Consider the following 22,225-nt stretch of genomic DNA (forward strand, 5'->3'; position numbering starts at 1 on the left):
CTCCTTGACCCTGATCAATTCGGTTACGACCAGCGGCGGAAGATCAGCGAAGTGTTGACGCCGCCGAAGGCAAAATTGTTGTTCATCACGTACCTATTACTCATCTGCCGAAACTCGCCGCGCAGGTAATCAAGCTTGCCGCAGAGCGGGTCGACGTCATCGAGGTTGAAGGTGTGCGCGTACAGGTCGCGGTTCATCATTTCGATGCTGAACCAGGACTCCAGCGCACCGCAGGCCCCCAGGGTGTGGCCGAGGAAACTCTTCTGCGAGCTGATCGGCATGTGCTCGCCGAACAGGTTGCTGGTCGCCAGTGTTTCGGCAATATCGCCTTGTTCTGTTGCGGTGCCATGGCCATTCACGTAGCCGATGTCCGAAGGCTGCAACCCGGCGTCTTCCAGGGCCAGTTCCATGGCCCGACGCATGGTGGCCTGCTCCGGGCGGGTGGCGTGCTGGCCATCGGCGTTGCTGCCGAAACCGACTATCTCGGCATGGATGTGCGCACCGCGCGCCAGGGCATGTTCGAGTTCCTCGAGTACCAGCATGCCGCCGCCTTCACCAATCACCAGGCCATCGCGTCCTTTGTCATAAGGACGCGGGCTGGTTTGCGGGGCGTCGTTTTTCAGGCTGGTGGCGTAGAGCGCGTCGAAGACCATGGCTTCGGTGGGGCACAGCTCTTCGGCACCGCCGGCGAGCATCAGCGGCAGGCGCCCGAACTTGATCGACTCGTAGGCGTAGCCGATGCCCTGGCTGCCACTGGTACAGGCGCTCGAGGTCGGGATCAGCCGGCCAGTGAGGCCGAAGAAGATGCTGATATTCGCTGCGGTCGTGTGCGGCATCATGCGCACGTAGGAGTTGGCGTTCAGGCCCTCGGCCACCGAGTTGAGCAGCATCTGGCCGAACGCCTTGATCTCGTCGGTGCTGCCGGTGGATGAGCCGCAAGCGACGCCCATGCGCCCGTCCTTGATCGATTCGTCGCCCAGCAGCCCGGCGTCGGCCAGGGCCTGTTCCGCCGCGCCGACGGCCAGGCGCGATACGCGGCCCATGCTGCGCAGTTGTTTGCGGGTCCAGTGGCTGGGCACCTTGAAATCATCAATGGGCCCGGCCAGACGCGTGTTGAGTTCGGTAAAGCGGTCCCACTCGTCCATGCGACGGATGCCGCTGCGATTGGCCGCGAAGTTGCCAGCGATGGTCTCCCAATCGCTGCCCAGTGAGGTGATGCCGGCCATGCCGGTGACGACGACGCGCTTCATCAGCACAGGCCTCCGTTGACGGCCAGAACCTGCCGGGTGATGTACGACGCTTCCGCCGACATCAGGAAATTCACCGCGCCGGCCACCTCTTCCGGGGTGCCCATGCGTTGTGCGGGGATCATTTTCATCAGTTCTTCCACCGGGACGTTTTCATCGAGCATCGCGGTGTCGATCAGGCCGGGTGCGACACAGTTGACGGTGATTTTGCGCTTGCCCAGTTCAATGGCCAATGCCTTTGCAGCACCGATCAAACCGGCCTTGGACGCGCTGTAATTGACCTGTCCACGGTTGCCGATCAGTCCCGAAACCGAGGTGATACAGACAATCCGCCCGGCGGCGCGACGACGAATCATCGGCATCATCACCGGGTGCAGCACGTTGTAGAAACCGTCGAGGTTGGTGCGCATCACCACATCCCAATCATCCTCGCTCAAGGCCGGAAAAGCACCGTCGCGCGTCAGGCCGGCGTTGAGCACCACGCCGTAATAGGCGCCGTGGGTTTCCACGTCGGCTTCGAGAATGGCTCTGCAACTGGCGCGGTCGGACACGTCGAATTGCAGAACGCGAGCATTACGCCCCAACGCTTCGACTTCGGCTTTCACCGCGATGGCGTCCGCCATGCCGCTGCGGCAATGCAAAACGATGTCATGCCCGGCCTGGGCCAGACGCAGCGCGATAGCGCGGCCGATGCCACGGCTGGAGCCGGTGACCAGTACGGATTCAGTCATGGCTGGCTCCTTGGGATTCATGAATATATTGAGCCGCCTGAGGCGGGCGGAACACGTTCAGGCGGGCGGTGGCGTGAATGCCGGGGGCGGTGATGTGACATTCGAACACGCCCATGCCGTTGTCGTCTTCCAGCGAGCGTATCCCGTGGATGGTCAGCTCGGTATCAGCAGGGAAGTGCTCGACGTTGCATTCGAATTTACGGGTGCCGAGCAGGAAGCCCAGCGCCACTGCATCGCCGCGCTGACGCGCATGGCAACCGGCATAGGCGGCCACGCTCTGGGCCATCAGTTCGATGCCGACCCAGGCCGGCAGACTGCCATCGGGACGGTTGAACAGGCCACCGGGCTTGACGGTGAGGCGGGTGTGAATCTGCTCGTCATCGAACGCCAGGACCTGATCGATGAAGATCATGTCGCCAGCGTGAGGCAGCAGTTCGGCGAGCGGCCAGTCAATCATGGGGCGTCTCCGATAATCAGGCTGACGTTGTTGCCACCGAAGGCAAAGGAATTGCTCATCAGATAGCGAGGTGCAATGGACGCCAGGTGATCGGCCGGGGTCACCCATTGCAACGCTGGCAACTCGGGGTCCGGTTGGCCGTCCCAGACGTGCGGAGGCAGCGAGTGTTCGTGGTTGCCTGCGCTCAGGCTCAACCAGCAGAACGCCGCTTCCAGTGCGCCGGCAGCGCCGAGGGTGTGACCGGTCATCGGCTTGGTCGAAGAGCAGGGCACACCGGCCGGGAACAACGTTGCCACCGCCAGGCTTTCCATGGCGTCGTTGTGTTGGGTGGCTGTGCCGTGGAGGTTCAAATAGTTGATCTGCTGTGGTTGCAGCCCCGCGCGGCTCAAGGCTTTGCGCATTGCTTGCAGGGCGCCACGGCCGGTCGGTTCCGGCGCGGAAATGTGGTGCGCATCGGAACTGGCACCGCTGCCCAAAAGGGCAATCGGTTGTTGGTCACCGGCACTTTTGCTCATCAAAAACAGTACCGCCGCTTCGCCGATGTTGATGCCGTTACGGTTGACCGAGAACGGATTGCAGCGCTGTTCGGACACCGCTTCCAGCGCCGAGAAGCCGTTGAGGGTCAGCTTGCACAGGCTGTCGACACCGCCGCACAACACCGCATCGCAGATGCCCAGGTCCAACAACCGCTGAGCACTCATCAGCGCTCGTGCGCTGGAAGTGCAGGCCGTGGAAATCACATAGGCCGGTCCGCTCAATTGCAGCCAGTCGGCGAGGAAATTCGCTGGCGCGCCGAGTTCCTGTTGCTGATAGTTGTAATCGGCGGGGAACTGATGTTCACGGATGTAATGGGCCAGGCCACGACTGGCCTCGTCGATGCCCGAGGTGCTGGTGCCCAGAACGATTCCGATGCGGCCACGACCGTAGGTCTGGATCGCCCGATCGATGTCTTCGCGGATTTGCAGCGCGGCTTCCAGCAGCAGTTGATTATTGCGACTGCTTTGCGGCGCCATCGCCGATGGAATCGCTGCCAGTTCGCCACGGACCGCGGCCACCGGCAACGAGCGTTCCGCTACCCAGCCGGCTTCGCTGCGCATGCCGGAGCAATCGCCGGCAAACAGGTTGCGGGCGACTTCGTGCTTGTCGCGGCCCAGGGCGCAAATCACCCCCAGCGCATTCAGGTAGGCCGTCATGGCGCGTCTCCGCTCAGAGGCGTGACTTGATACTTCGGGCCTTTGGGCAGGTTCAATTCAAAGCTCATGGGTTGTGAATATCGGACATCCCAATGCGATGGCAGAGACCGTTGCGAGCCATGCTGCCAAGCGGCGGGATAGTTGCCCGACAGTTCATCTTTGGGGGTCAGCGCAAACAGCAGCGCCGCGAACAGTTCCCGTGCCTCCGGATTGGGCGGCAACAGGCCATCTGCCTTCCACTCGCCATCGATCAGTTGCTGACGTGCCTGTGGAATGCCCAGCAGGTCCATCATCGACCAGCGAATGCCCGCGCCTTCTCGCTGGATCACCAGCACCCAGTCCTGACGCTCTTGGGCCTGTAGACGCTGGATGTGCAATTGCAGCGGCAGCGCCAGGTTCGGGGTTTGCTCGGGCAGCGGCGCCTGGCTGGCGCAGGCGCTCAGCAGCAGGACAGCGCCAAGTAGCAGAAATCGCAGAATGTTTGCAGTCCCTGTGGGAGCGGCGGTGCGGCGATCCGACTTGCGCGCGAATGCGGTCTTACATTCACCAATGATGTCGACTGACACTGCGCGTTCGCGAGCAAGCCCGCTCCCACAGGTTTGAGTTGCACTAAACATCAAACAGCACCTTCAAGAGGTTTGCGCGCGACCACATTGACCAGGGTTTCTTCCCGTTGGCCAAAGGGTTTGGGCTGGCGCAGACCAAAGCGTTCAAGCAGGCCGAAATCTTTGGCGCGACTCCACCACAAGTAGGGATAAGACACGTTCTGCGGGCCGAATTCGAAACCCTGGCGGCGAAGCATGTCGAGGTAGCCGGCGGCGCTTTTCTGCACGTGCATCGGATGGCGGAACAACCAGCGAATCACCCAGGTATCAATGTAAGCCTCGGTGGATTCGGCGAACAGCAAATAACCGCCGGGCTTGAGCACGCGGTAGAACTCGGCCAGTGCCTGTTCTTGTTCCACCAGGTGATGGAAGGTCTGGTGACAGAACAGCAGATCGACGCTGGCGTCCGGGACGGCAAGCGTCGCGCAGTCGCTGCCGATCAGCTCCACTTCCATGCCCTGGCGAGCGGCTTCTTCGCCGCTCAGGTTCAGGCTGTGCGGGTCGGCGTCCACGCCGATCAGGCGCCGGGGTGCGAAGGTCTGGCGCAAATACTGGAACGACTTGCCCTGGCCGCAACCGGCATCCAGCAGCACCGGGTTGCCTGGCAGTGTTTCGTTGAACAGGTTGCGTAAATCGTTGATGGCCACGCGCAGTACATGGTGCTGCCAGGTGTGGCTGCGCAGGAACCAGAAACCGAATCGGGTTTCTTCGACGTAGTTCTCGCTCAAGTGGCTCAAGGCGCATCACTCGCGCAGATTTCCGACAGCATCCGCAACCGGCGCTTGGGTTCGGCGACGAACGGATTGCGCTCGTCCCAGGCATAACCGGCGAGGATCGAGCTGATCATGCGGCGAATATCCGGTGACCCGCCCTCATGATAAATCACGTCCTGGAAGGTCCCGGCGTACCAGCCTTCGACGTAGCAACGGAAGGTGTCGACCCCGCGTTTGAGCGGTTCGGCGAATTCGGTTTGCCAATCGACGCGTTCGCCTTGCAGCTGACGATGCAACACCCCGGCGGCCATGCTCGCCGAGCGCATGGCGATGGTCACGCCGGAGGAGAACACCGGGTCGAGGAATTCCGCTGCGTTGCCCAGCAGCGCAAAGCCTGGCCCGTGAAGGGTTTTGACGTTGGCCGAGTAGCCGCCGATGGTTCGCGCAGGTGTATCCCATACCGCGTTGCTCAGTACGCCCGACAAGCTTGGAGTCTCATTGATGAAGCCACGCAGGCACTCGTCCAGATTCTCCATACGGCCTTCGAAATGTTCGGCTGCGGCGACGACGCCCACCGAGCAACGGCCATTGCTGAACGGGATGGTCCAGAACCAGATATCACGTTTGGTCGGATGGGTGGTGATGAGGATCTTTTCCCGTTCGAAATTCGGGCTGTCGATTTGGTCTTCGATGTGGGTGAACACCGCTTGGCGCACCGGAAAGTTCGACGGTGCTTCAAGGTCGAGCAGGCGCGGCAGGACACGACCGTAACCGCTGGCGTCGAGCATGAAATCAGCCTCGATACGGTACTCGCTGCCGTCTTCACGACGCACACCGAGCTGCGGTTTCACCAAGTCGACATCGACGCTGACGATGGCTTCGCCGTAGCGGATTTCTACGCCCTGCAGCGCAGCCTGATCGGCCAACAGCTTGTCGAAATCGGCCCGCTGAACCTGGAAGGTGGTCGGCTTGCCCTTGGTGAACGTTTCTCCGAAATCGAAAGCGCTGTAGCGCTCGCCCCAGGCAAACGCTGCACCGTTTTTCAGCTGGAAGCCGGCGGCGTTGACGGCGTCGAGCATGCCCGCCTCCTCGACGAAATCCAGGCAGTGCGACAACAGGCTTTCGCCGATGGAAAACCTTGGGAAATGCTGACGCTCGATCACCAGTACATCGTGACCCTTGCGCTTGAGCAGTGCGGCGGCGATGGCACCCGAAGGACCGGCACCAATGATCACTACCTGACGACGTTCCATTTCAACGGTTGGCATGGGGGCTCCTTGCCGGGACGGCAGCTTCCAAGGGGATTCGGTGCATGCCGACCAACGCCGGCAGCAGTGTCGCGATCAGGCCCATCAGCATCAGCGCAAAGTACAGCGGCGGGCTGATGAGCTGTTGTTGCAGCAGCAGGTTGAGAAAGACGATCTCGCTCAAGCCGCGAATATTCAGCAAAACACTTTCCCGCCAGCGGCTGGCGCCTGCGAACGAGGCGCCGGCCCAGCCGAGGCCAAGCCAGTTACCCAGCAGTTTGCTGGCGATCGGGAACAGCAGCAGTGCGGCCAGTTGCGCCCAGCTGAGACTGTCCATGGCGCTGTGGACGTTGATCTGCACGATGCCGAACGTGAGGATCAGCGGAATCGCGATGTACGTCTGCAAGCGATTCATCCACACCACCGGCATGGGCAGTACCAGTGGGATCTTGAGCGCGGCCATGCACAACAGATAGCCGATGCCGAAAATCAGCGCATTGAGCTTGTAGTGTTCCGCGACCACCAGCAGCGCGAAGAAGCACCCGCAGTACAGTCGCGGTCGGCGCAAGCCGAGTACCCGCAGCAGCAACGGCACGCAGGCGCCGGCCAAGGGCAGCAGCAGACTGCTCAGGTGCAGGCTGCCTTGGGCGATGGCGAACAGGGTCCAGCAGGTCAGGTCGATGAGGATCGCGGTCTGCACCAGTCGCCGGGTGGCGCCGGGCGGGTAACCGATATGTTGCAGGTACAGGTACAACACCGGAATCGCGGTAATGGCGAACAACAGACCGACCGCGAGGGAGCTGATCCACGGCTGCGGCGGTAGCCACCAGACGGCTGTCGCGAGGCCGCAGGCAAACGGAATGCAGAAACTCGGCAGGGCGATTTTCAGGCTCTGTCGGTCCAGTCGCAAGTCGATCACGTCGCTGAGGATGTAGCCCAGCAGCAGGGCGAAACTCAGGCTGTAGAGGTTTTTCAGCCAAATCGGTGAGACCAGCGCCGCGCCGCTCAATTGCCACTGGGGTTCGATCCAGAAGTACATCAACAGCGGCAAGCCGACAGTGGCCAACAGCAACTGGCTGACAATCGGGATCAAGCCGAAGTGACGACCGACACGGGTGGCCACGGCGAACAATGCCAGGGCCATTGCCCAAAACAGGACGACCATCATGCTGCTGGCTCCGCGACCGAAACGGCATGCACTTGCCGTCCGGCCCACGGTGCGAGCATGAAGCTGAACACCAGGCCCAGGCTCACCGACAGACCAAAGTTGCTCACCGCCGGTGTGCTCGATACCGCCAGCAGACCGAACGACAGCCAGGTGGTCAGCGCCGCCAGCAAGGTGCCCAACAGGCTCACTGCGGCACCGCCGACCTGTTCGCGCATGAGGATGGCGTAGTCGACGCTGATGGCCGTCACCAGCAGCAGGCCGAACAGGCTGAACAGCGTCAGCGGCTGCCCCAGCCAGCCCAGACTGGCGAGACTGCACAGCGCCGCCAACAGCGGAAGGGTGACAATGCGCAGCGCGCCGCCGAAGCCGAAGGGCAAGATCAGCACCAGCACGATCAACACGCAGGAGGCGAGTTTCAGTTCTGCGGCACTGATCTGGGTGTCGGCGAAGACTTTGTTCAATTCACCGAGACGATCCACCAGTTCCACACCTGGTAAGTCCAGCGCCTGGACACGCAGCAGGGAAGGGCTGTTCAGGCCTTGCAGGCTGACCATCGCCGCCACGCCGTCCTCGGTCGAGCCCAGCCACAGCGTGCGATAGGGTTCCGCCAAAGGACCGACCAGCGCCGCATCAATGTCTTCGGTGGGCAACGCTTGCAATGTCGCCAGTTCGGCTTGGAGCGCTGCGACCGGTACGCCGAGGTCGAGCAACGGCTGCCAGAATTGCGGCAGTTTGTTCAAGGCTTCGCGCACTTGCTGCTGTTCGCTCGGCTGACTGATCAGTTGACTGAGCGACAGATAGCCATGGAGTTTTTCCAGGTTGACCAACTGGTCCAGCCGCTCACTCAGAGCCGTCTGGCGTTCGAGCAGTTGCTGTTGATTGTCTGCACGCACCAGGAAGAACTGGCTGGTGGGTTGATAGCCGGTGATGCGCGCGATGGTCTGGGCTTCGTCGGTCAACTGCTGCGGTGCGCCGACCCACTGGCGAATATCGTTTTTGCTGTCGAGCTGCAGCAGGCCGGCGACACAGAAGGCGATCAGCAGCGCCAGCAATACCGGCGTGTTCGCCCGTTTCAGCAGCACTTCACGGCAATTGAGCAGGCATTCGCAAACCTGCAGCGGCCACTTCGCCGGTCGCAGGTCCACGCCCTTGAGCAGCGCCGGCAACAGGCACACGGCAGACAGGTAGGCGCCGAGCAACCCGGCGGCGGAGAACACGGCAATCTGGGTCAGCGCCGGAAACGGCGTCCAGGCCAAGGCCAGGTAGCCGATGCAACTGGTGATCAGGCTCAGCGTCAGGCCTGGCAAGGTCAGGCGCAACGCCGGCCAGCTGTGCCAGGGTTTCAGGCTCCAGCTCTTGGACAGGTAATGCAGCGGGTAATCGACGGCAACACCGATCAGGCTGGAGCCGAGCACCAGGGTCATCACATGCATATGGCCGAACATCGCCACGCAGGCGACCGCGCCGAACAGCATGCCCACCAGCACCGGGACGAAGGCCAGCAACACCCGCCAACGCCGGAAGGCCAGCAACAGCAGCAACAGAATCCCCACCGTGGCACCGCCACCGACCCAGGTCATTTCCCGGGCGGCCTGCTGTTGACCGGCTGCCGCATAAAGCAGGCCGCTGGCCGCGAGCAATTGCACGTCGGATCGAGCAGCTTCTTCGCGGCTGTGCTTGAGCAGATCGGCCACTTGCAGCGGCAGGCTCATGTCGAAGGCATTGCCGGTGGTCCGCGCCCGCAGCAGCACCCAGCTCTTGCCGTCGGCATCGGCGACCAGCGCCCCGCTGCCGATGTCCAGTTGCACCGAACCGTGTTGTGGCTGGCTGTTTTGGATGCGCCCGGTCAGGCCCAGCCAGTCATCCTGGCTCGGCACTAGGCTGAAGCCGGTGAACGGGTCGAACAGCGCTTGCACCCGTTGCTGGATAAAGGCGTCGGGGTGTGCGATCAGCTGCTGCCGGTCCGCTGCGGAGAGCATCGCCAACCGGCCCTGCAGCAATTGCGTGCGCAGCGCCGGCAGATCGGCCTGCAGGTTCCACTGGACCTTTTCGAACAAACCACTGGCCTGCCACTGCTCGCCCAGTTGCTGGGCCATGGCGACCGCTTGCTGGCGATCGGTGTGGCCGACCAAGACCAGCATTTCGCTGTTCAGCGGTTCTTGCATGCGTTGTTCGGCGCGCAGTTCCAGCGCGTCCGGCGCTGTGCCGGGCACCAGCTCCATGAGGTTGGCCGACAGCGGTGCGCCGTCGCGCCATTGCCAACCGGCGAGCGCGAGCACCGCCAGCAGCAGGATCAGAAAAAGCCGCGGGAGCATCCGTTCACTCGGCAAAGTCATGTTGCTCCGCGTCGCTCAACGGTTGTGCGCTCGTGCTGTCCTGCATGCGCAACAGGGTGCTGTCGCCCTGGGTTTCCAGCAGCTCGATGCTGTGTACCAGTTCGCCGCCAGTGATGTTGATCTGATTGAACACCTGCTTGAGCAGCATCGAACGCGGGATCAGCGTCATCTTCCAGTTTTTTGCCTCGCCGCTCAGGGACAGCTCGAAGTCCCGCTGCAATCCGCTGCTATCGCCTTGCAGGACCGCGAGAAACAAACGGTTCTGCTCGGCGCCGGCACTCTTGCTCGGGAGCATCTGCCAGCCGCTGGCGTCACGTCGGGCAATGCCCTTGTCGCTGATGCGGTAATCCTGTTGCAGCGGGGTTTTCAATAACCAGAGCAAACCGTGATTTTTCGCCAGCACGAAGGTGCCCTTGCTGGTCAGCGGCTGGGGCAGGGCGCGCAGGTGTTTTTCCTGGATGAAATTGCCGTGGATGACGTCGGGCTTGGCCAGTTGATCGCTGAGCTGTTGCAGATCGAAGGCGTTGGCGATCGAAGACAACCCAAGCAGCGCCACAGCGCCGAGGAATTTGATGAACGGGTTCATGCCAGCATCCTTTCAACAGCGTCGGTGAAGACCTTGGGCGAGGCCAGCTGCATTTCGCGGTTGCTCATGTCGACGGCGACCTGCACCGAACTGGCGCGGGTCAAACGTTCGCCGGTTTCCAGGTCGCTGATCAGGTAGCTGATCTTCAACCGGTTCTCCCACTCCACCAGGTTGGCCCGCACGTTCAGCTTCTGGCCGAATACCGCGCCGCGCACGTAGCGCAATTGCAGGTCGATCACCGGCCATGCGTAGCCCGACTCGACCATGGCCGTGTAGTTGTGGCCGATCTTGTCCAGCAACGCGCAGCGGGCGATTTCCAAGTATTTGATGTAATGGCCGTGCCAGACAACGTTCATGGTGTCGACGTCAAAGAACGGCACGAGGATTTCCGTATCGGTGTGAAGCACTCCCTTGCTACGCATGCAGCCTCCAGTGTTGCTCGGCGATGCGTTGCAGGCACAGGCGCAGTTCGCCTTCCAGGGCGCGGTCTTCGATGACCGGCGGGAAGTCCTTGCTCAGTTCTTCGTGCATGGCGGCCAGGGCCGGCGGCAACGGGCGCGCGTCTTCGGCCTTGCTGCGCAGCCAGACGCCTTGATTGGCGGCCAGCAGGGTAGCGGCGGCGACCTGTTCGGTCAGCTCCAGCACGCGGATTGCGTCACGGGCGGCGATGGTGCCCATGCTTACTTTGTCCTGATTGTGGCACTCGGTGGAGCGCGAGAAGACGCTGGCCGGCATGGTGTTTTTCAGCGCTTCGGCGGTCCAGGCGCTGGTGCCGATCTGCACGGCCTTGAAGCCGTGATTGAGCATCGCCCGGTCAGCGCTGGCGCCGGACAGATTGCTCGGCAAACCGTGGTTGTAACGCTCGTCCACCAACAGTGCGAGTTGGCGATCCAGCAGGTCGGCAACGTTGGCCACCAGGTTTTTCAGACTGTCCATGGCGAACGCGATGTGGCCGCCGTAGAAGTGCCCGCCATGCAGCACGCGCTCGGCTTCGGCATCGATGATCGGGTTGTCGTTGGCGCTGTTCAGCTCGATTTCGATGAACGAGCGCAACCAGTTCAGGCTGTCGGCCAGTACACCGAGGACGTGGGGCGCGCAACGCAGGGAATAGCGGTCTTGCAGGCGATGCAGCGGTGCGGTTGGCGCATCGATCGCCAGATCCTTGCGCAACCACGCGGCCACTTGCATCTGCCCCGGATGCGGTTTGGCGGCGAACAGGCGCTCGTCGAAATGCTCCGGATTGCCCTGCAAGGCGACCACGTTCAGCGCGGTGATGCGCGTGGCCAGTTGCAGCAGGTAATCGGCGCGGGCGTAGGCCAGGCAGGCCAGGCCCGTCATTACGGCGGTGCCGTTCATCAGCGCCAAGGCTTCTTTCGGGCGCAGCACCAGTGGCTGCCAACCGAGTTCGCGGTGGACGTCGGCGGCTTGTCGACGCTCGCCACGGAACATCACTTCGCGCTCGCCGGACAAGGTCGCTGCGACATAGGACAGCGGCGTCAGATCACCGCTGGCGCCCACCGAGCCTTCTTCCGGGATCAACGGCAGGATGTCGTGTTCAAGGAAGGCGTGCAGGCGTTCCAGCAGTTCTACGCGCACTCCGGATACCCCGTAGCACAGCGACTGCAAACGCGCCGCGAGTACCGCGCGGGTGGCCTGGGCGTCGAGCAGTTTGCCCAAGCCACAACCGTGGAACGTGTACAGATGACGAGGCAGCGCCTCGACGTGATGCAGCGGCACCGCGACCACGCAGGAATCGCCGTAACCGGTGGTCACGCCATAGATCACGCCTTCCTTGTCCAGCAGGGAGTCAAGGAACTGCGCGCCCTTGGCAATGCGTCGGCGGAACTCGGGGTCGCCTTGCAACTGCGTCGGCGCCTGACGGTTGGCCAGGGCCAGCACGTCTTCGATGCGCAAAGGGAGTTCGCCGAAAGTTACCGGCTCAAGCGTTGGCGTCGTCATCGGTCTTCCAGAAAGAGTAAAAGTTGAACCATTGTTGAGGCGCTTCAAGGCAATAGTGACCCAAGCGTTCGGCGTAGCGGGAGGCCCACTGATGAATGACCTGCTCGCGGTCGCTGCGTTTCCACACAACGGCCTCGGTGAACGGTTCGAGGGTCAGTCGATAGTCGCCCGTCGGCTTCTTCAGGCACAGCAGCAAATTGACCGGGCATTTCAGCAGGCCGGCCAGCAACCACGGCCCCTGCGGAAACGCGGCTTGATGGCCAAGGAAGTCCACCGTCACGCTGCGCCCGCCGTGCAGCGGTACGCGGTCGCCGGCAATCGCCAGCCACTCGCCGCGTTCCAGGCGCTCGTGGAGTTGCAGCATGATCACCGGGTCCAGCTCGCTGACCTGAATCAATCTCAGGTTGGTCGCACCGGCTTCGCCCAGCAAACGGTTGAACTGCTCGGCGTGCTTGGTGTGCACCAGCACATTCATGGTGACTTTTTCGCCAATCTCCGCCAGCGCGCGGCAGACTTCGAGATTGCCCAGATGCGCGCCCACCAGCATCTGCCCGCGTGTAACGCGTAATTGATTGCGCAGCAGCGCCGGGTCGATGATTTCGATCTGCTCGATGCTCAGCTTGCCGTTCCACACGTCGAGCTTGTCGAGCATGGAGTCGGCGAAGGCCATGAACTGGCCGAACACCCGCCAGTGGGACGGGCGCAATTCGCTGCGACCACTCCAGTCGGCGAGCCGTTGCTGGTATTGCCAGGCGCTGTGGCGAGCACTGCGGCCGAACAGGAAAAAGTACAAAACGATGCCATACAGCAGCGGGCTCAACAGCCGGCGGCCGAGGACTTTGGCGCCGAACGCCGTGAGTTTCATCAGCCAGAAACTGCCGCGCTCCTGACGGTCGGCCCAGTGCTTTTTGTCCACGTTGCTGCTCATGCTCGCCACCGTCGCCAGAGGATCACCGGAGCTCGTAACAACATGCCGAAGAACAACCGGGTGTGCATGCTGGAAATCAGCACGTTGTCGTGGAACAGGCGGAAATGTGAAACGCCATCCAGCGGGTAATGGACTTTGGTTTGCAGCCACTGCATCGGCTGATTGCGCCAGGCGAGGCGCACCAGGATGTCCGAGTCAAAGTCCATGCGTTTGCCGATTTTCGCCGAATCGATCAGCGCCAGAGTGGGTGGCAACGGGTAGACGCGAAAGCCGCACATAGAGTCGCGAATCTGCAACGACAGGGTGTTGATCCAGACCATGACGTGCGTCAGGTAACGGGCGTACAAACGACCTTTCGGCACGCTGGCATCGTATTGCGGATAGCCGCAGATCACCGCGTGCGGATGGGCGCGTGATTGTTCGATGAAGGTCACGATGTCTTGCAGGTCGTGCTGGCCGTCGGCATCCACCTGTAAGGCATGGCTGAAGCCCAGCCGCGAGGCTTCGCGCATACCAGTCATGACCGCGCCGCCCTTGCCTTGGTTGGTGGCCAGGCGGATCAGGTAGACCCTCTCGCGTTGGGCCAGTCCATCCAGCACTTTTGCGCAGGACGGGCTGCTGGCGTCGTCCACCAAGATGCAGGGCAGATTACTGGCGAGCAGCGCGTCAACCACGGTGGTGATCGCGGTTTCGTGGTTGTAGACCGGGACTATGGCGCAAGGGTTATGCATCGCCTGAGGCCTCCAGCAAAATCCGCCCGCTGGAGCAGGTGGCGGTCTCGTTGCGGTAGGCGAAATACAACTTGCTGCGTGCCGCATCGAAGCGCAGGTGCAGTTGGACTTCATCGCCCGGGCGCACCAGTTGCTGGAACTTCAGCACTTCCATGCCGGCGAATTTTGCCGGCAGGTCCATCAATTGCTGACCCAGGCTCAGCGCCCAATCCACCTGCACCACACCGGGCAATACCGGCGTCTGGGGGAAGTGGCCGCTGAAGTAGGCGAGGTCCGGCGGCACCGCCAGTTGCAGGCTCCATTCGCCATCGACTTCGACCTGCTCCAGTATTTCCGGCGCCTTCGGGCGCGGTGCCAGCAGCAGGGCTTCGGCCTCGGCCTGGGGCAGTTTGCCCTGGGCGTTCACCGGCAGTTGCCGCAGCAAACGCCAGCGGCGTGGCAGTGCGAGGGCTTCGCAATGCTGGCTCAGGTGTTGACGTAATTCCTGTGTGAGAGTGCGTCGTCCCTGATTGCGCAAGGCATGCAATCCCTGTTCGCTCAGGACCAGCAGCGCACCCAGTGAGGCGCGGTTTTCCTGGACGACACCAAGGCGCGCTTCGGCGACCCAGGCGTGGTCCATCAGCGCCTTTTCCAGCATCGGCAGCGAAATACGTTTTTCTTCCAGTTTGACGATCCGGTCCAGCCGCCCGAGCAGCTCGAAGCGGCCATCGGCGGCGATGCGCGCGGCATCGGCGGTGTGTTCGATATGGTCCGTCGGCAAGTACGGTGATGCAATCAGCAGCGCGCCGTCGCTGTCCTGGCTCAACTGAACGTCGGCAAAGGGCTGCCAGAGTTCGTGGCCCTGGCGCCAGGCGATGCCGCCGGTTTCCGAGCTGCCGAAAATTTCCGTCGGCCATTGTTGCAGGCGTTCACACAGGCTCTGCGCGGCCTCGGTCGGCAATGCACCGCCGGAGGAAAATACCCGCCGAACTGCGCTCAGCGCCGGCCAGTCCAGGTTGTCGCCCATGCGCTTGAGCAGCGCGGGGCTGGCGACCCAGGCGAACGTCGGGTGTTCGCGGCTGGCGCGCTGCAAATCTTCCGGGAAGGCCAGTTGCTTGCGCACGAACGAGCGTCCGGCACACAGCGGCCACAGCACCCGAAACAGCAGACCGTAGATGTGCTGGGTGGCGACGCTGCCGATGATGCAGGCCTGACCGAGATCGGCGCCCCACAGATGCTCCAGGGCTTCGACTTCATTGGCCAGTTGGTGCAGGGTTTTGTCGATGCGCTTGGGGTCGCCGCTGGAGCCGGACGTGCACAGGCTCAGCGAGCAGCGATCCAGGTCCAGAGTGGCGGCACTCAGGGGCGAATGCCGGTAATCGTTCAGATGCGCGTCATCGGCCTGATCGGTCAACCACAAATCCACTTCGCTCGACCAGCGCTGGCGGGTCTGGGCTTGCAGGTCGGCAGGCAGCAGCACGCTGACCCCCGCGCGCCAGGCTCCGAACAAGGCAATCGCCAGGTCGGCGGCGTCTTCAAGGTGCACGGCAATGCGCTGCACACCTTGGGCTTGCAGGCCGGCAGCCAGACTTAGCGCCCGTTCGCACAGCTGCGCGTGATTCAGCGCCGGTTCGGCCGTCACGGCACGTTCCGGCTGAGCCTTGAGCAACAGTTGCTCAAGTTTTATCCAATTCATGGGTGGCCTCGTACCCGTTGTCGTATGAGCCATTCAATGGCAAACAGCAGGCCCATCAATCCGTAGGAAATCAGACCGGTGTACAACATCCACCAACTCAGCGGCGCCCAGAGCGTCAGGGCGGCGGCGAGCAAACCGTTACAGAGGAAAAACACACTCCAGGCGATCGTCACCTGGCGGGTATAAACAACAGCCCTGGCCGGCAGTTGCGGTTCACGCAAACGCGCCAGGCGTTCGACCACCGGCGGGCCGTATTTCAGGCTCAGGCCAAACAGCCCGAGCATGAACACGCTGATCAGCACTGGATACCAGCGCAGCAACAGCGGGCTGTCGAATATTGCCAGCAACAGGCAAAAAACTATCGCGGCAATCGCCATCCACAGGCTGCCGGGGCGGCGCGCACCGAAAAGCGCTCGGGCCAGCCACAGGCTGCCCAGCAGCAGACCGAACTGCCACGGCGCGAAGTGCTCCATGCCGAAATACACCGCGAAGGGGTACAGCAGGCCCGCCAGCAGCAGGCCAAGGCCGATCAGTCGACTCATGCGGCGGGTTGAACCAGACGGTAGACCGCCTCGACCACGTCGCTGACGGTACGCACCGATTTGAATTCTTCGGCGGCGATTTTCTTGCCGGTCTGGCGTTTGATGTGATCGATCAGGTCGACCGCGTCAATACTGTCGATTTCCAGGTCCTGGTACAGGTTGGATTCGAGGCTCACGCGCTCGGGGTCCAGCTCGAACAGTTCGACCAGAGCATCGCGCAGGGTGTTGAAGATGTCGTCACGAGTTTGCATGGTCCGGTCTCAAGCTGCCTGTTTCGCAGTGACAAACGCCGCAAGGCTCGCCACGTTGCTGAAGTGATTACGGGTGTCCTTGGCGTCGGCATCGATTTTGATGCCGTACTTTTTCTGGATCGCCAGGCCCAGCTCCAGGGCATCAACCGAGTCCAGGCCCAGGCCTTCACCGAACAGCGTCTGGTCGTCGCCAATGTCGTCGGCGCTGATGTCTTCGAGGCCCAGGGCGTCGATGATCAGTTCTTTGATTTCACGGTACAGATCGCTCATCTTCGGCGAGCTCCTTAATAAAGTAATGATGCAAATAGTCATTGAGCTTGCGCGAGGCCTGAGGCGCAGGGCCTAGCGCGGCGAAGGCTTGTGGGTCTATATCGGCCCCGACACGAAAACTGAAGTGCACGCGACGTTTAGGGATCCGATACCAGGGTTCGGCTTTGGTCAGCGTGGTCGGGCTGACCTTGATGATGACCGGCGTCAGGATTTTCGCACCGCGCAGCGCGATCGACGCAGCCCCCCGATGGAAGGCCGGCGCCTGGTCAGGCTGGGTGCGGGTCCCTTCGGGAAAGATGATCAGGGTCTGGCCGCTTTTCAGCGCGTCAGCCGCAGCATCGAGCATGTCCATGCTGCCGTCGTTGCTGATGTATTCGGTGCAGCGTAGCGGACCGCGGGTAAAGGGGTTCTCCCAAAGACTTTTCTTGACCACGCAGTTGGCGTGGCGCACCAGGCCGATTAGGAAGACCACGTCGATCAGCGACGGGTGATTGGCGATGATCATCTGCCCCGGTCGACCAAGTTTTTCCGCGCCCTGAATGTCGTAGGTCAGCACGCCGGTGCGGGCCATGAAACGGACAAAAAACCAGAAACAGCGACTGACGGTCTGCCGCGCCAGTAGCCGATGGGTCTGGGCATTGCCCGGCAGGCAGCCCAGTAGCGGGAAAACCACCAGGCGCAGGCACAGCCCGCCCAACCCGAACAGGGTGAAGCTTGCGGCAGTCGCCAGCAGGCGCCAGTAGTAGGCGTCGCGGGTTTTTTCGGTTACAGGTTGCGTTGCCAGGTCCATACACGATTTTTCCAGGCATGTTGGCAGGTGGTCTGCTGGCCGAGCAGGGTACGCAAGAGATTCAGGGCATGGGGCCAGTGAGCTTTGGACAACTCATCAGGGGTGCTGTTCAGGGACAGCTGCCAGTCTGTGCCGGGGGTGATCAGCAGGCCGACCGCATAAGGGAACGGCACGTCGTCGATCCAGGTCGAGTAGGCCCCCGGCGGTTGTTCTTCGGTGACTACCAGCAACACTGCGGGGGCGCCTTCCTCTAACAGCGCCGCAGCCTCTAGCATGCCGTGTTCAAGGCCGTCGCCGGCTGCGGCGAGGGCGGTCATTTCACTGGTTTCGCCGCGCATGATCGACCACAGACCGATGACCGCGTTATGTACCGACAGGCTGAATTGAGTCGGCGACAGCGGCTGATCGGCGGCCAGATCGCTGAGAATGTCAAAGGTGCGCGGCGTCTCGCCGTGGCGGGAAATAAAGACCAACGGTAGATCCTGGCGACCATCGGCCAGTGGCCAGCCGACACTGAATGCCATTCGCGCCAGGCGGCTGAGCCGTCGGCGCTGCATGGCCGGCAGAAACGACACGTCGGGGGCTGCATCGCTGCTTGCAAGCACGACCGGCTGTCGGCTCCAGGCCTGCCAATCGTCCACGCTTTCGAGCCCGGGGGCCCACGCGCGCCATTGGGCGATGTTGAAGTTGATCACAGACATTCATCCCGCCCGCTAGGGGCTTCCTTGACGCGGCGAGCCGCAAAAACCGCGCTCTACCTTACGTGACGCTTAGCGCCGAGTGGCGCGCATTATCCCGGTGCGGCGGGCGGGTAGCAAATGCTGGTTACATTTTGCGCAATGAAATGTACCGATTGGTTCGCTAAAAGCTGTCGTTTGGCCATTATCCACATTGCAGCCGGCGTGTATGTCGGTCCTGTCAGTGATCAATGCATGAGTTTTCGGCTATTTCAGGGGAAGATCGCGAATGACTGTGTAGTCCCTCTATCGGTGAGGTAGCTAAGCAGCGCTTTGGACTACTACACTCGGTCATTCTTTGATACACGGAGGTTTTGACATGCGGCGCGTGGTGTTCAATCAGAAAGGTGGTGTAGGTAAATCCAGTATCGCCTGCAATCTGGCGGCGGTCAGCGCCAGCGAGGGCTATCGCACCTTGTTGGTGGATCTCGATGCCCAGGCCAACTCCACTCAGTATCTGACGGGCCTCACGGGTAATGACATCCCGATGGGCATCGCCGATTTTTTCAAACAGACGCTGTCTTCCGGGCCGTTCTCCAAGAAAGGCCAGGTTGATATTTACGAAACCCCGTTCGACAACCTCCATGTCATCACCGCCACTGCCGAGCTGGCTGACCTGCAACCCAAGCTTGAGGCCAAACACAAAATCAACAAGCTGCGTAAATTGCTTGAGGAGCTGGACGGCGATTACGACCGGATCTACCTCGACACCCCGCCGGCGCTGAATTTTTACGCGGTATCAGCATTGATTGCCGCTGATCGTGTACTGATCCCCTTCGATTGCGACAGCTTCTCGCGTCAGGCGCTATACGGCCTGCTGGCGGAAATCGAAGAATTGAAGGATGACCACAACGAAGGACTGGAAGTCGAAGGTATCGTCGTCAACCAGTTTCAGGCTCGCGCCAGCCTGCCACAGCAAATCCTCGACGAACTGATCGCCGAAGGCCTGCCCGTTCTGCCGGTGTATTTGGGCAGCTCAGTGCGCATGCGCGAGTCCCATCAGGCCAACACTCCGCTGATTCATCTCGATCCGCGGCACAAGCTGACCCAGCAATTCGTCGAACTGCACAGCCTTCTCGAAAGCGCCTGAAAACAATGTGGGAGTGGCGGTGCGGCGATCCGACTTGCTCGCGAATGGTATGACAGTCAAAGTTAATGTCGACTGACACGCCGCTTTCGCGAGCAAGCCCGCTCCCACATATTGTTCACTGTGATTGTGAGATCTTCGTCAGATCCCCTGACTACGCAACCAGCTCATCAATTGCGGTAACGGAAAGGCACCGCTCTGGCGCGCCACCTCCTGGCCGTTCTTGAACAGAATCAGACTCGGAATCGAGCGAATCCCCAACTGCGCCGACAACTGCTGATTCGCCTCGCTGTCCAGCTTGGCCAGCCGACACTTGCCCGCCAATTGCCCCGCCGCCTGCTCGAACACCGGCGCAAACGACTTGCACGGCCCACACCACTCCGCCCACACGTCCACCAGCAACGGCAGATCACCCTTGATCTGACTGGCGTAATCGCCTTGCTTCAACTCGAACGGTTTGTTCAGCAAGACTTCGGCCTTGCAGCGACCGCATTTTGGATGGTCGTCGAGGCGCTCGGCGGGGATGCGGTTGAGGCCGTTGCAGTGGGGGCAGGGGATGAGGAGTGGGTTGGACATGAAGGTGATCCTGTTAAGAAGCCGATCACACCTATTTGGAGACGTTTGCTCATGTTTTCAATCATGCAGTGGTCCGACGACAAAACTAGGCTGAGTTGTTGAAGCGAGACCGTTGGTCTGTTCGATCTATCGCAACTTGCGATATTTTTGCGCTGTGATTAACTTTCCATAGCAGAATGCGATAAGGATGTTGCATGCATGTCATCACCGAAAAACGAATACGTGAAGCCAAGGCCAAATGGCCACAGACAGCCACCGCATTGGATCATTGGTACCAACTGGCCAAAGGATGTAATCCGCCGGATTTTGCGGCGATGAGGGCTCTGTTTCCTGCTGTCGACAAGGTGGGTGAGTTTCATGTCTTCGATGTCGGTGGCAACAAGTTACGGCTGATTGCCTACGTCAGGTATCGATCTCAGAAGCTGTACATCAAGCATGTGCTGGATCACCGCGAATATGACCGCGGAAAATGGAAGGAGGAAAGAGCATGAGTGTTCTGATCAAAAGAGCTGCTGAGCATTGGGAGTTCGTCTCGCCTGTGCTGCGCAAACCAAAAAATGAAGACGACTATGACATGTTGGCGCAGGCGCTGGACGAGTTGCTCGAGATGACGGGCGATGATGAGTCACACCCGCTGATGAGTCTGGTGGATATCATCGGTGACTGGATCGAGGAATGGGATCACAAGCATCACCCAATGCCAAAGCCTAGCGGCGTCGACGTTCTCGGCTATTTGATGCGTGAACACGGCCTGACTCAGAGTGACCTGCCCGGTGTGGGCACCCAATCAGTGGTATCCGAGATCCTGAGTGGCAAACGCCAGCTCAACCTGCGGCAGATCCGCTGGCTGGCCGAGCGCTTCGGTGTGTCAGTGGAGACTTTTATCTGACCAGTTCAAGACGAGCAACTGATCTCCAGGTGCTTGCCCCACTCCGGTGGGCGCTCGGCATAGCTCTCCATTCCCGGTTGCTCCTCAAATGGATTGCTCAGCACCGCATGCAATCGGCGAACTTCGGAATAGTCGCCGCTCTCCGCAGCATCGATGGCTTTCTGCGCCAGGTAGTTACGCAGAATGTAGAGCGGATTGACCGCGTGCATCCGTTTGCGACGCTGCTCCTGATCAACTTCGCCCTCACGCGCAACCCGGGCGACATAAAGCTCGGCCCAGGCATCGAAGCCCTTGATGTCGACGAAGTCGTCACGCAGGCGAGCGACGGACAGTTCCGGTGATTCATCCCCCAGGCGGCGGAAGAACAGGCTGTAATCGACGCCGCTGTTCTGCATCAGTTGCAGCAAGTGTTCCAGCAGTTTCTGGTCATCGTCTTCAGCGGTGGTGAAACCGAGGCGACGGCGCATCAGGTCGAGGTAATGGGCCTGGTACAGAGGGAAGTACAGGCCGAGGGTTTCGCGCAGGGCATCGACGCTGATAAACGGCGTCAGGGCTTGAGCGAGAGCGCTGAGATTCCACTGGCCGATCGGCACCTGGTTGCTGAAGGAGTAGCGGCCCTGGTCGTCGGAGTGGTTGCAGATGAAATGGGCGTCGAAGTCGTCGAGAAACGCGAACGGGCCAAAGTCGAAAGTGATGCCGAGGATCGACATGTTGTCGGTGTTCATCACCCCGTGGCAAAAGCCGTAGGCCTGCCATTTGGCGATCAGCTCAGCATTGCGCTCGACGATTTCACGGAACATCGCCAGGTACGGTTCCGGCTGTTCGAGGCATTCCGGGAAGTGCATGGCCAGGACGTGCTCGCCGAGTTCTTTCTGTTTCTCGGGACGCTTGGTGTAGTAGAAATATTCGAAATGCCCGAAGCGCACATGGCTTGGCGCCAGGCGCAGGACCATGGCCGCACGCTCTTGCTTCTCGCGCCAGACCGGCGTGTCTGAGCCGATGACGCACAGCGCTCGGGTGGTCGGGATGTTCAAGGCGTTCAGCGCTTCGGAGGCGAGGAATTCGCGGATCGACGAACGTAGCACCGCCCGGCCGTCACCCATGCGCGAAAAGGGCGTCTGGCCGGCACCCTTGAGGTGCAGGTCCCAATGCTCACCGGCTTCGTTGTACACCTCGCCCAGCAACAGACCGCGACCATCGCCCAGTTGCGGGTTGTAGGAGCCGAATTGATGCCCGGAATAGACCATCGCCCGAGGGACTGCGTCAGCCCAGAGCTTGTGTCCGCTGAACAACTCGGCGAACTCCGGGGTTTCGGCCACGACCGGGTCGAGGTCCAGCAGCGCCATGGCGGCGGGGCTGGCCACCACCAGGCGCGGGTTGTCGATGGGCTCGGGCAGCACATGGACAGAAAACGTATCGCCCAGGCGGTCGAAGCGATTATCGAAGGTCAGTTCGTCGAGGGCTTTCAAGGGCCATCTCCAGCAGAATGTCCGAGCATTCTGCTAGG

General features: G+C 61.4%; 25 protein-coding genes. 3 read left to right on the plus strand and 22 right to left on the minus strand.

The window, feature by feature from the left end:
- Positions 1 to 23: 23 nt before the first annotated feature.
- The 20 genes from ACA055_RS02040 to ACA055_RS02135 are packed head-to-tail and all read right to left on the minus strand — an operon-like array spanning position 24 to position 18,130.
- On the minus strand, positions 24 to 1,250 hold the full coding sequence (locus ACA055_RS02040) for a beta-ketoacyl-ACP synthase (protein WP_497682135.1): 1,227 nt from the start codon (positions 1,248 to 1,250) through the stop codon (positions 24 to 26).
- A complete protein-coding gene (gene fabG, locus ACA055_RS02045; protein ID WP_497682136.1) occupies positions 1,250 to 1,978 on the minus strand; it encodes a 3-oxoacyl-ACP reductase FabG in 729 nt (242 codons plus the stop codon). The genes ACA055_RS02040 and fabG overlap by 1 nt, the downstream gene beginning before the upstream one ends.
- Positions 1,971 to 2,435, minus strand: coding sequence for a hotdog family protein (locus ACA055_RS02050; protein WP_497682137.1), 465 nt, complete (start codon positions 2,433 to 2,435; stop codon positions 1,971 to 1,973). The genes fabG and ACA055_RS02050 overlap by 8 nt, the downstream gene beginning before the upstream one ends.
- The gene (locus ACA055_RS02055) at positions 2,432 to 3,628 is read right to left on the minus strand and encodes a beta-ketoacyl-[acyl-carrier-protein] synthase family protein (RefSeq protein WP_497682138.1); all 1,197 of its coding nucleotides are present in this window, start codon (positions 3,626 to 3,628) and stop codon (positions 2,432 to 2,434) included. The genes ACA055_RS02050 and ACA055_RS02055 overlap by 4 nt, the downstream gene beginning before the upstream one ends.
- A complete protein-coding gene (locus ACA055_RS02060) occupies positions 3,625 to 4,245 on the minus strand; it encodes a hypothetical protein (protein WP_497682139.1) in 621 nt (206 codons plus the stop codon). Before ACA055_RS02060 ends, ACA055_RS02055 begins: the two co-directional genes overlap by 4 nt.
- Positions 4,245 to 4,970, minus strand: coding sequence for a class I SAM-dependent methyltransferase (locus tag ACA055_RS02065; protein WP_497682140.1), 726 nt, complete (start codon positions 4,968 to 4,970; stop codon positions 4,245 to 4,247). The genes ACA055_RS02060 and ACA055_RS02065 overlap by 1 nt, the downstream gene beginning before the upstream one ends.
- On the minus strand, positions 4,967 to 6,214 hold the full coding sequence (locus ACA055_RS02070) for an NAD(P)/FAD-dependent oxidoreductase (protein WP_497682141.1): 1,248 nt from the start codon (positions 6,212 to 6,214) through the stop codon (positions 4,967 to 4,969). Before ACA055_RS02070 ends, ACA055_RS02065 begins: the two co-directional genes overlap by 4 nt.
- A complete protein-coding gene (locus ACA055_RS02075) occupies positions 6,201 to 7,361 on the minus strand; it encodes a cation:proton antiporter (protein ID WP_497682142.1) in 1,161 nt (386 codons plus the stop codon). The genes ACA055_RS02070 and ACA055_RS02075 overlap by 14 nt, the downstream gene beginning before the upstream one ends.
- Positions 7,358 to 9,697 (minus strand): MMPL family transporter, encoded by a 2,340-nt coding sequence (locus tag ACA055_RS02080; RefSeq protein ID WP_497682143.1) that lies wholly within the window; start codon positions 9,695 to 9,697, stop codon positions 7,358 to 7,360. The genes ACA055_RS02075 and ACA055_RS02080 overlap by 4 nt, the downstream gene beginning before the upstream one ends.
- On the minus strand, positions 9,681 to 10,283 hold the full coding sequence (locus ACA055_RS02085) for an outer membrane lipoprotein carrier protein LolA (protein ID WP_497682144.1): 603 nt from the start codon (positions 10,281 to 10,283) through the stop codon (positions 9,681 to 9,683). The genes ACA055_RS02080 and ACA055_RS02085 overlap by 17 nt, the downstream gene beginning before the upstream one ends.
- Positions 10,280 to 10,705 carry an acyl-CoA thioesterase gene (locus tag ACA055_RS02090; RefSeq protein WP_497682145.1) on the minus strand — a complete coding sequence of 142 codons (426 nt, stop codon included), beginning with the start codon at positions 10,703 to 10,705 and terminating at the stop codon, positions 10,280 to 10,282. Before ACA055_RS02090 ends, ACA055_RS02085 begins: the two co-directional genes overlap by 4 nt.
- Positions 10,698 to 12,242 (minus strand): HAL/PAL/TAL family ammonia-lyase, encoded by a 1,545-nt coding sequence (locus ACA055_RS02095; RefSeq protein ID WP_497682146.1) that lies wholly within the window; start codon positions 12,240 to 12,242, stop codon positions 10,698 to 10,700. The genes ACA055_RS02090 and ACA055_RS02095 overlap by 8 nt, the downstream gene beginning before the upstream one ends.
- The gene (locus ACA055_RS02100) at positions 12,223 to 13,170 is read right to left on the minus strand and encodes a lysophospholipid acyltransferase family protein (protein ID WP_497682147.1); all 948 of its coding nucleotides are present in this window, start codon (positions 13,168 to 13,170) and stop codon (positions 12,223 to 12,225) included. Before ACA055_RS02100 ends, ACA055_RS02095 begins: the two co-directional genes overlap by 20 nt.
- On the minus strand, positions 13,167 to 13,901 hold the full coding sequence (locus ACA055_RS02105; RefSeq protein WP_497682148.1) for a glycosyltransferase family 2 protein: 735 nt from the start codon (positions 13,899 to 13,901) through the stop codon (positions 13,167 to 13,169). Before ACA055_RS02105 ends, ACA055_RS02100 begins: the two co-directional genes overlap by 4 nt.
- Positions 13,894 to 15,576: an ApeI family dehydratase gene (locus tag ACA055_RS02110; protein WP_497682149.1), complete on the minus strand. Its 1,683-nt coding sequence runs from the start codon at positions 15,574 to 15,576 to the stop codon at positions 13,894 to 13,896. The genes ACA055_RS02105 and ACA055_RS02110 overlap by 8 nt, the downstream gene beginning before the upstream one ends.
- Positions 15,573 to 16,118 (minus strand): COG4648 family protein, encoded by a 546-nt coding sequence (locus tag ACA055_RS02115; RefSeq protein WP_497682150.1) that lies wholly within the window; start codon positions 16,116 to 16,118, stop codon positions 15,573 to 15,575. The genes ACA055_RS02110 and ACA055_RS02115 overlap by 4 nt, the downstream gene beginning before the upstream one ends.
- The gene (locus ACA055_RS02120; RefSeq protein ID WP_007992314.1) at positions 16,115 to 16,369 is read right to left on the minus strand and encodes an acyl carrier protein; all 255 of its coding nucleotides are present in this window, start codon (positions 16,367 to 16,369) and stop codon (positions 16,115 to 16,117) included. Before ACA055_RS02120 ends, ACA055_RS02115 begins: the two co-directional genes overlap by 4 nt.
- Before the next feature lie 9 nt (positions 16,370 to 16,378).
- Positions 16,379 to 16,639: a phosphopantetheine-binding protein gene (locus ACA055_RS02125; RefSeq protein WP_497682151.1), complete on the minus strand. Its 261-nt coding sequence runs from the start codon at positions 16,637 to 16,639 to the stop codon at positions 16,379 to 16,381.
- Positions 16,620 to 17,429 carry a lysophospholipid acyltransferase family protein gene (locus ACA055_RS02130; RefSeq protein ID WP_497682152.1) on the minus strand — a complete coding sequence of 270 codons (810 nt, stop codon included), beginning with the start codon at positions 17,427 to 17,429 and terminating at the stop codon, positions 16,620 to 16,622. Before ACA055_RS02130 ends, ACA055_RS02125 begins: the two co-directional genes overlap by 20 nt.
- Entirely contained in the window at positions 17,405 to 18,130 is a 726-nt protein-coding gene (locus tag ACA055_RS02135; RefSeq protein WP_497682153.1) for a beta-ketoacyl synthase chain length factor, read from the minus strand. The genes ACA055_RS02130 and ACA055_RS02135 overlap by 25 nt, the downstream gene beginning before the upstream one ends.
- A 355-nt stretch (positions 18,131 to 18,485) precedes the next feature.
- Here ACA055_RS02135 and ACA055_RS02140 point away from each other — a divergent pair, with 355 nt between their 5' ends.
- Entirely contained in the window at positions 18,486 to 19,256 is a 771-nt protein-coding gene (locus ACA055_RS02140; RefSeq protein ID WP_497682154.1) for a ParA family protein, read from the plus strand.
- Between the two features lie 138 nt (positions 19,257 to 19,394).
- Here ACA055_RS02140 and trxC read toward each other — a convergent pair whose 3' ends face one another.
- A complete protein-coding gene (trxC, locus tag ACA055_RS02145) occupies positions 19,395 to 19,829 on the minus strand; it encodes a thioredoxin TrxC (RefSeq protein WP_497682155.1) in 435 nt (144 codons plus the stop codon).
- A 194-nt stretch (positions 19,830 to 20,023) separates the two neighbouring features.
- Here trxC and ACA055_RS02150 point away from each other — a divergent pair, with 194 nt between their 5' ends.
- Together ACA055_RS02150 and ACA055_RS02155 are read left to right on the plus strand one after the other, a co-directional pair.
- Positions 20,024 to 20,320 (plus strand): type II toxin-antitoxin system HigB family toxin, encoded by a 297-nt coding sequence (locus tag ACA055_RS02150; protein ID WP_497682156.1) that lies wholly within the window; start codon positions 20,024 to 20,026, stop codon positions 20,318 to 20,320.
- Positions 20,317 to 20,718 (plus strand): helix-turn-helix domain-containing protein, encoded by a 402-nt coding sequence (locus ACA055_RS02155; protein ID WP_497682157.1) that lies wholly within the window; start codon positions 20,317 to 20,319, stop codon positions 20,716 to 20,718. The genes ACA055_RS02150 and ACA055_RS02155 overlap by 4 nt, the downstream gene beginning before the upstream one ends.
- A gap of 5 nt (positions 20,719 to 20,723) precedes the next feature.
- On the opposite strand, the gene selO is transcribed toward ACA055_RS02155, so the two are convergent.
- Positions 20,724 to 22,187 carry a protein adenylyltransferase SelO gene (gene selO / locus ACA055_RS02160; protein WP_497682158.1) on the minus strand — a complete coding sequence of 488 codons (1,464 nt, stop codon included), beginning with the start codon at positions 22,185 to 22,187 and terminating at the stop codon, positions 20,724 to 20,726.
- Positions 22,188 to 22,225 lie beyond the last annotated feature (38 nt).

It is taken from the genome of Pseudomonas sp. LBUM1657, assembly GCF_059716075.1.

Excerpts from the sequence above, each read along its gene's own strand:
- ACA055_RS02040 (WP_497682135.1), bottom strand. The coding sequence starts at position 1,250 with ATGAAGCGCGTCGTCGTCACCGGCATGGCCGGCATCACCTCACTGGGC.
- fabG (WP_497682136.1), bottom strand. The coding sequence starts at position 1,978 with ATGACTGAATCCGTACTGGTCACCGGCTCCAGCCGTGGCATCGGCCGC.
- ACA055_RS02050 (WP_497682137.1), bottom strand. The coding sequence starts at position 2,435 with ATGATTGACTGGCCGCTCGCCGAACTGCTGCCTCACGCTGGCGACATG.
- ACA055_RS02055 (WP_497682138.1), bottom strand. The coding sequence starts at position 3,628 with ATGACGGCCTACCTGAATGCGCTGGGGGTGATTTGCGCCCTGGGCCGC.
- ACA055_RS02060 (WP_497682139.1), bottom strand. The coding sequence starts at position 4,245 with ATGTTTAGTGCAACTCAAACCTGTGGGAGCGGGCTTGCTCGCGAACGC.
- ACA055_RS02070 (WP_497682141.1), bottom strand. The coding sequence starts at position 6,214 with ATGCCAACCGTTGAAATGGAACGTCGTCAGGTAGTGATCATTGGTGCC.
- ACA055_RS02075 (WP_497682142.1), bottom strand. The coding sequence starts at position 7,361 with ATGATGGTCGTCCTGTTTTGGGCAATGGCCCTGGCATTGTTCGCCGTG.
- ACA055_RS02080 (WP_497682143.1), bottom strand. The coding sequence starts at position 9,697 with ATGACTTTGCCGAGTGAACGGATGCTCCCGCGGCTTTTTCTGATCCTG.
- ACA055_RS02085 (WP_497682144.1), bottom strand. The coding sequence starts at position 10,283 with ATGAACCCGTTCATCAAATTCCTCGGCGCTGTGGCGCTGCTTGGGTTG.
- ACA055_RS02090 (WP_497682145.1), bottom strand. The coding sequence starts at position 10,705 with ATGCGTAGCAAGGGAGTGCTTCACACCGATACGGAAATCCTCGTGCCG.
- ACA055_RS02095 (WP_497682146.1), bottom strand. The coding sequence starts at position 12,242 with ATGACGACGCCAACGCTTGAGCCGGTAACTTTCGGCGAACTCCCTTTG.
- ACA055_RS02100 (WP_497682147.1), bottom strand. The coding sequence starts at position 13,170 with ATGAGCAGCAACGTGGACAAAAAGCACTGGGCCGACCGTCAGGAGCGC.
- ACA055_RS02105 (WP_497682148.1), bottom strand. The coding sequence starts at position 13,901 with ATGCATAACCCTTGCGCCATAGTCCCGGTCTACAACCACGAAACCGCG.
- ACA055_RS02110 (WP_497682149.1), bottom strand. The coding sequence starts at position 15,576 with ATGAATTGGATAAAACTTGAGCAACTGTTGCTCAAGGCTCAGCCGGAA.
- ACA055_RS02115 (WP_497682150.1), bottom strand. The coding sequence starts at position 16,118 with ATGAGTCGACTGATCGGCCTTGGCCTGCTGCTGGCGGGCCTGCTGTAC.
- ACA055_RS02120 (WP_007992314.1), bottom strand. The coding sequence starts at position 16,369 with ATGCAAACTCGTGACGACATCTTCAACACCCTGCGCGATGCTCTGGTC.
- ACA055_RS02125 (WP_497682151.1), bottom strand. The coding sequence starts at position 16,639 with ATGAGCGATCTGTACCGTGAAATCAAAGAACTGATCATCGACGCCCTG.
- ACA055_RS02130 (WP_497682152.1), bottom strand. The coding sequence starts at position 17,429 with ATGGACCTGGCAACGCAACCTGTAACCGAAAAAACCCGCGACGCCTAC.
- ACA055_RS02135 (WP_497682153.1), bottom strand. The coding sequence starts at position 18,130 with ATGTCTGTGATCAACTTCAACATCGCCCAATGGCGCGCGTGGGCCCCC.
- ACA055_RS02140 (WP_497682154.1), top strand. The coding sequence starts at position 18,486 with ATGCGGCGCGTGGTGTTCAATCAGAAAGGTGGTGTAGGTAAATCCAGT.
- trxC (WP_497682155.1), bottom strand. The coding sequence starts at position 19,829 with ATGTCCAACCCACTCCTCATCCCCTGCCCCCACTGCAACGGCCTCAAC.
- ACA055_RS02150 (WP_497682156.1), top strand. The coding sequence starts at position 20,024 with ATGCATGTCATCACCGAAAAACGAATACGTGAAGCCAAGGCCAAATGG.
- ACA055_RS02155 (WP_497682157.1), top strand. The coding sequence starts at position 20,317 with ATGAGTGTTCTGATCAAAAGAGCTGCTGAGCATTGGGAGTTCGTCTCG.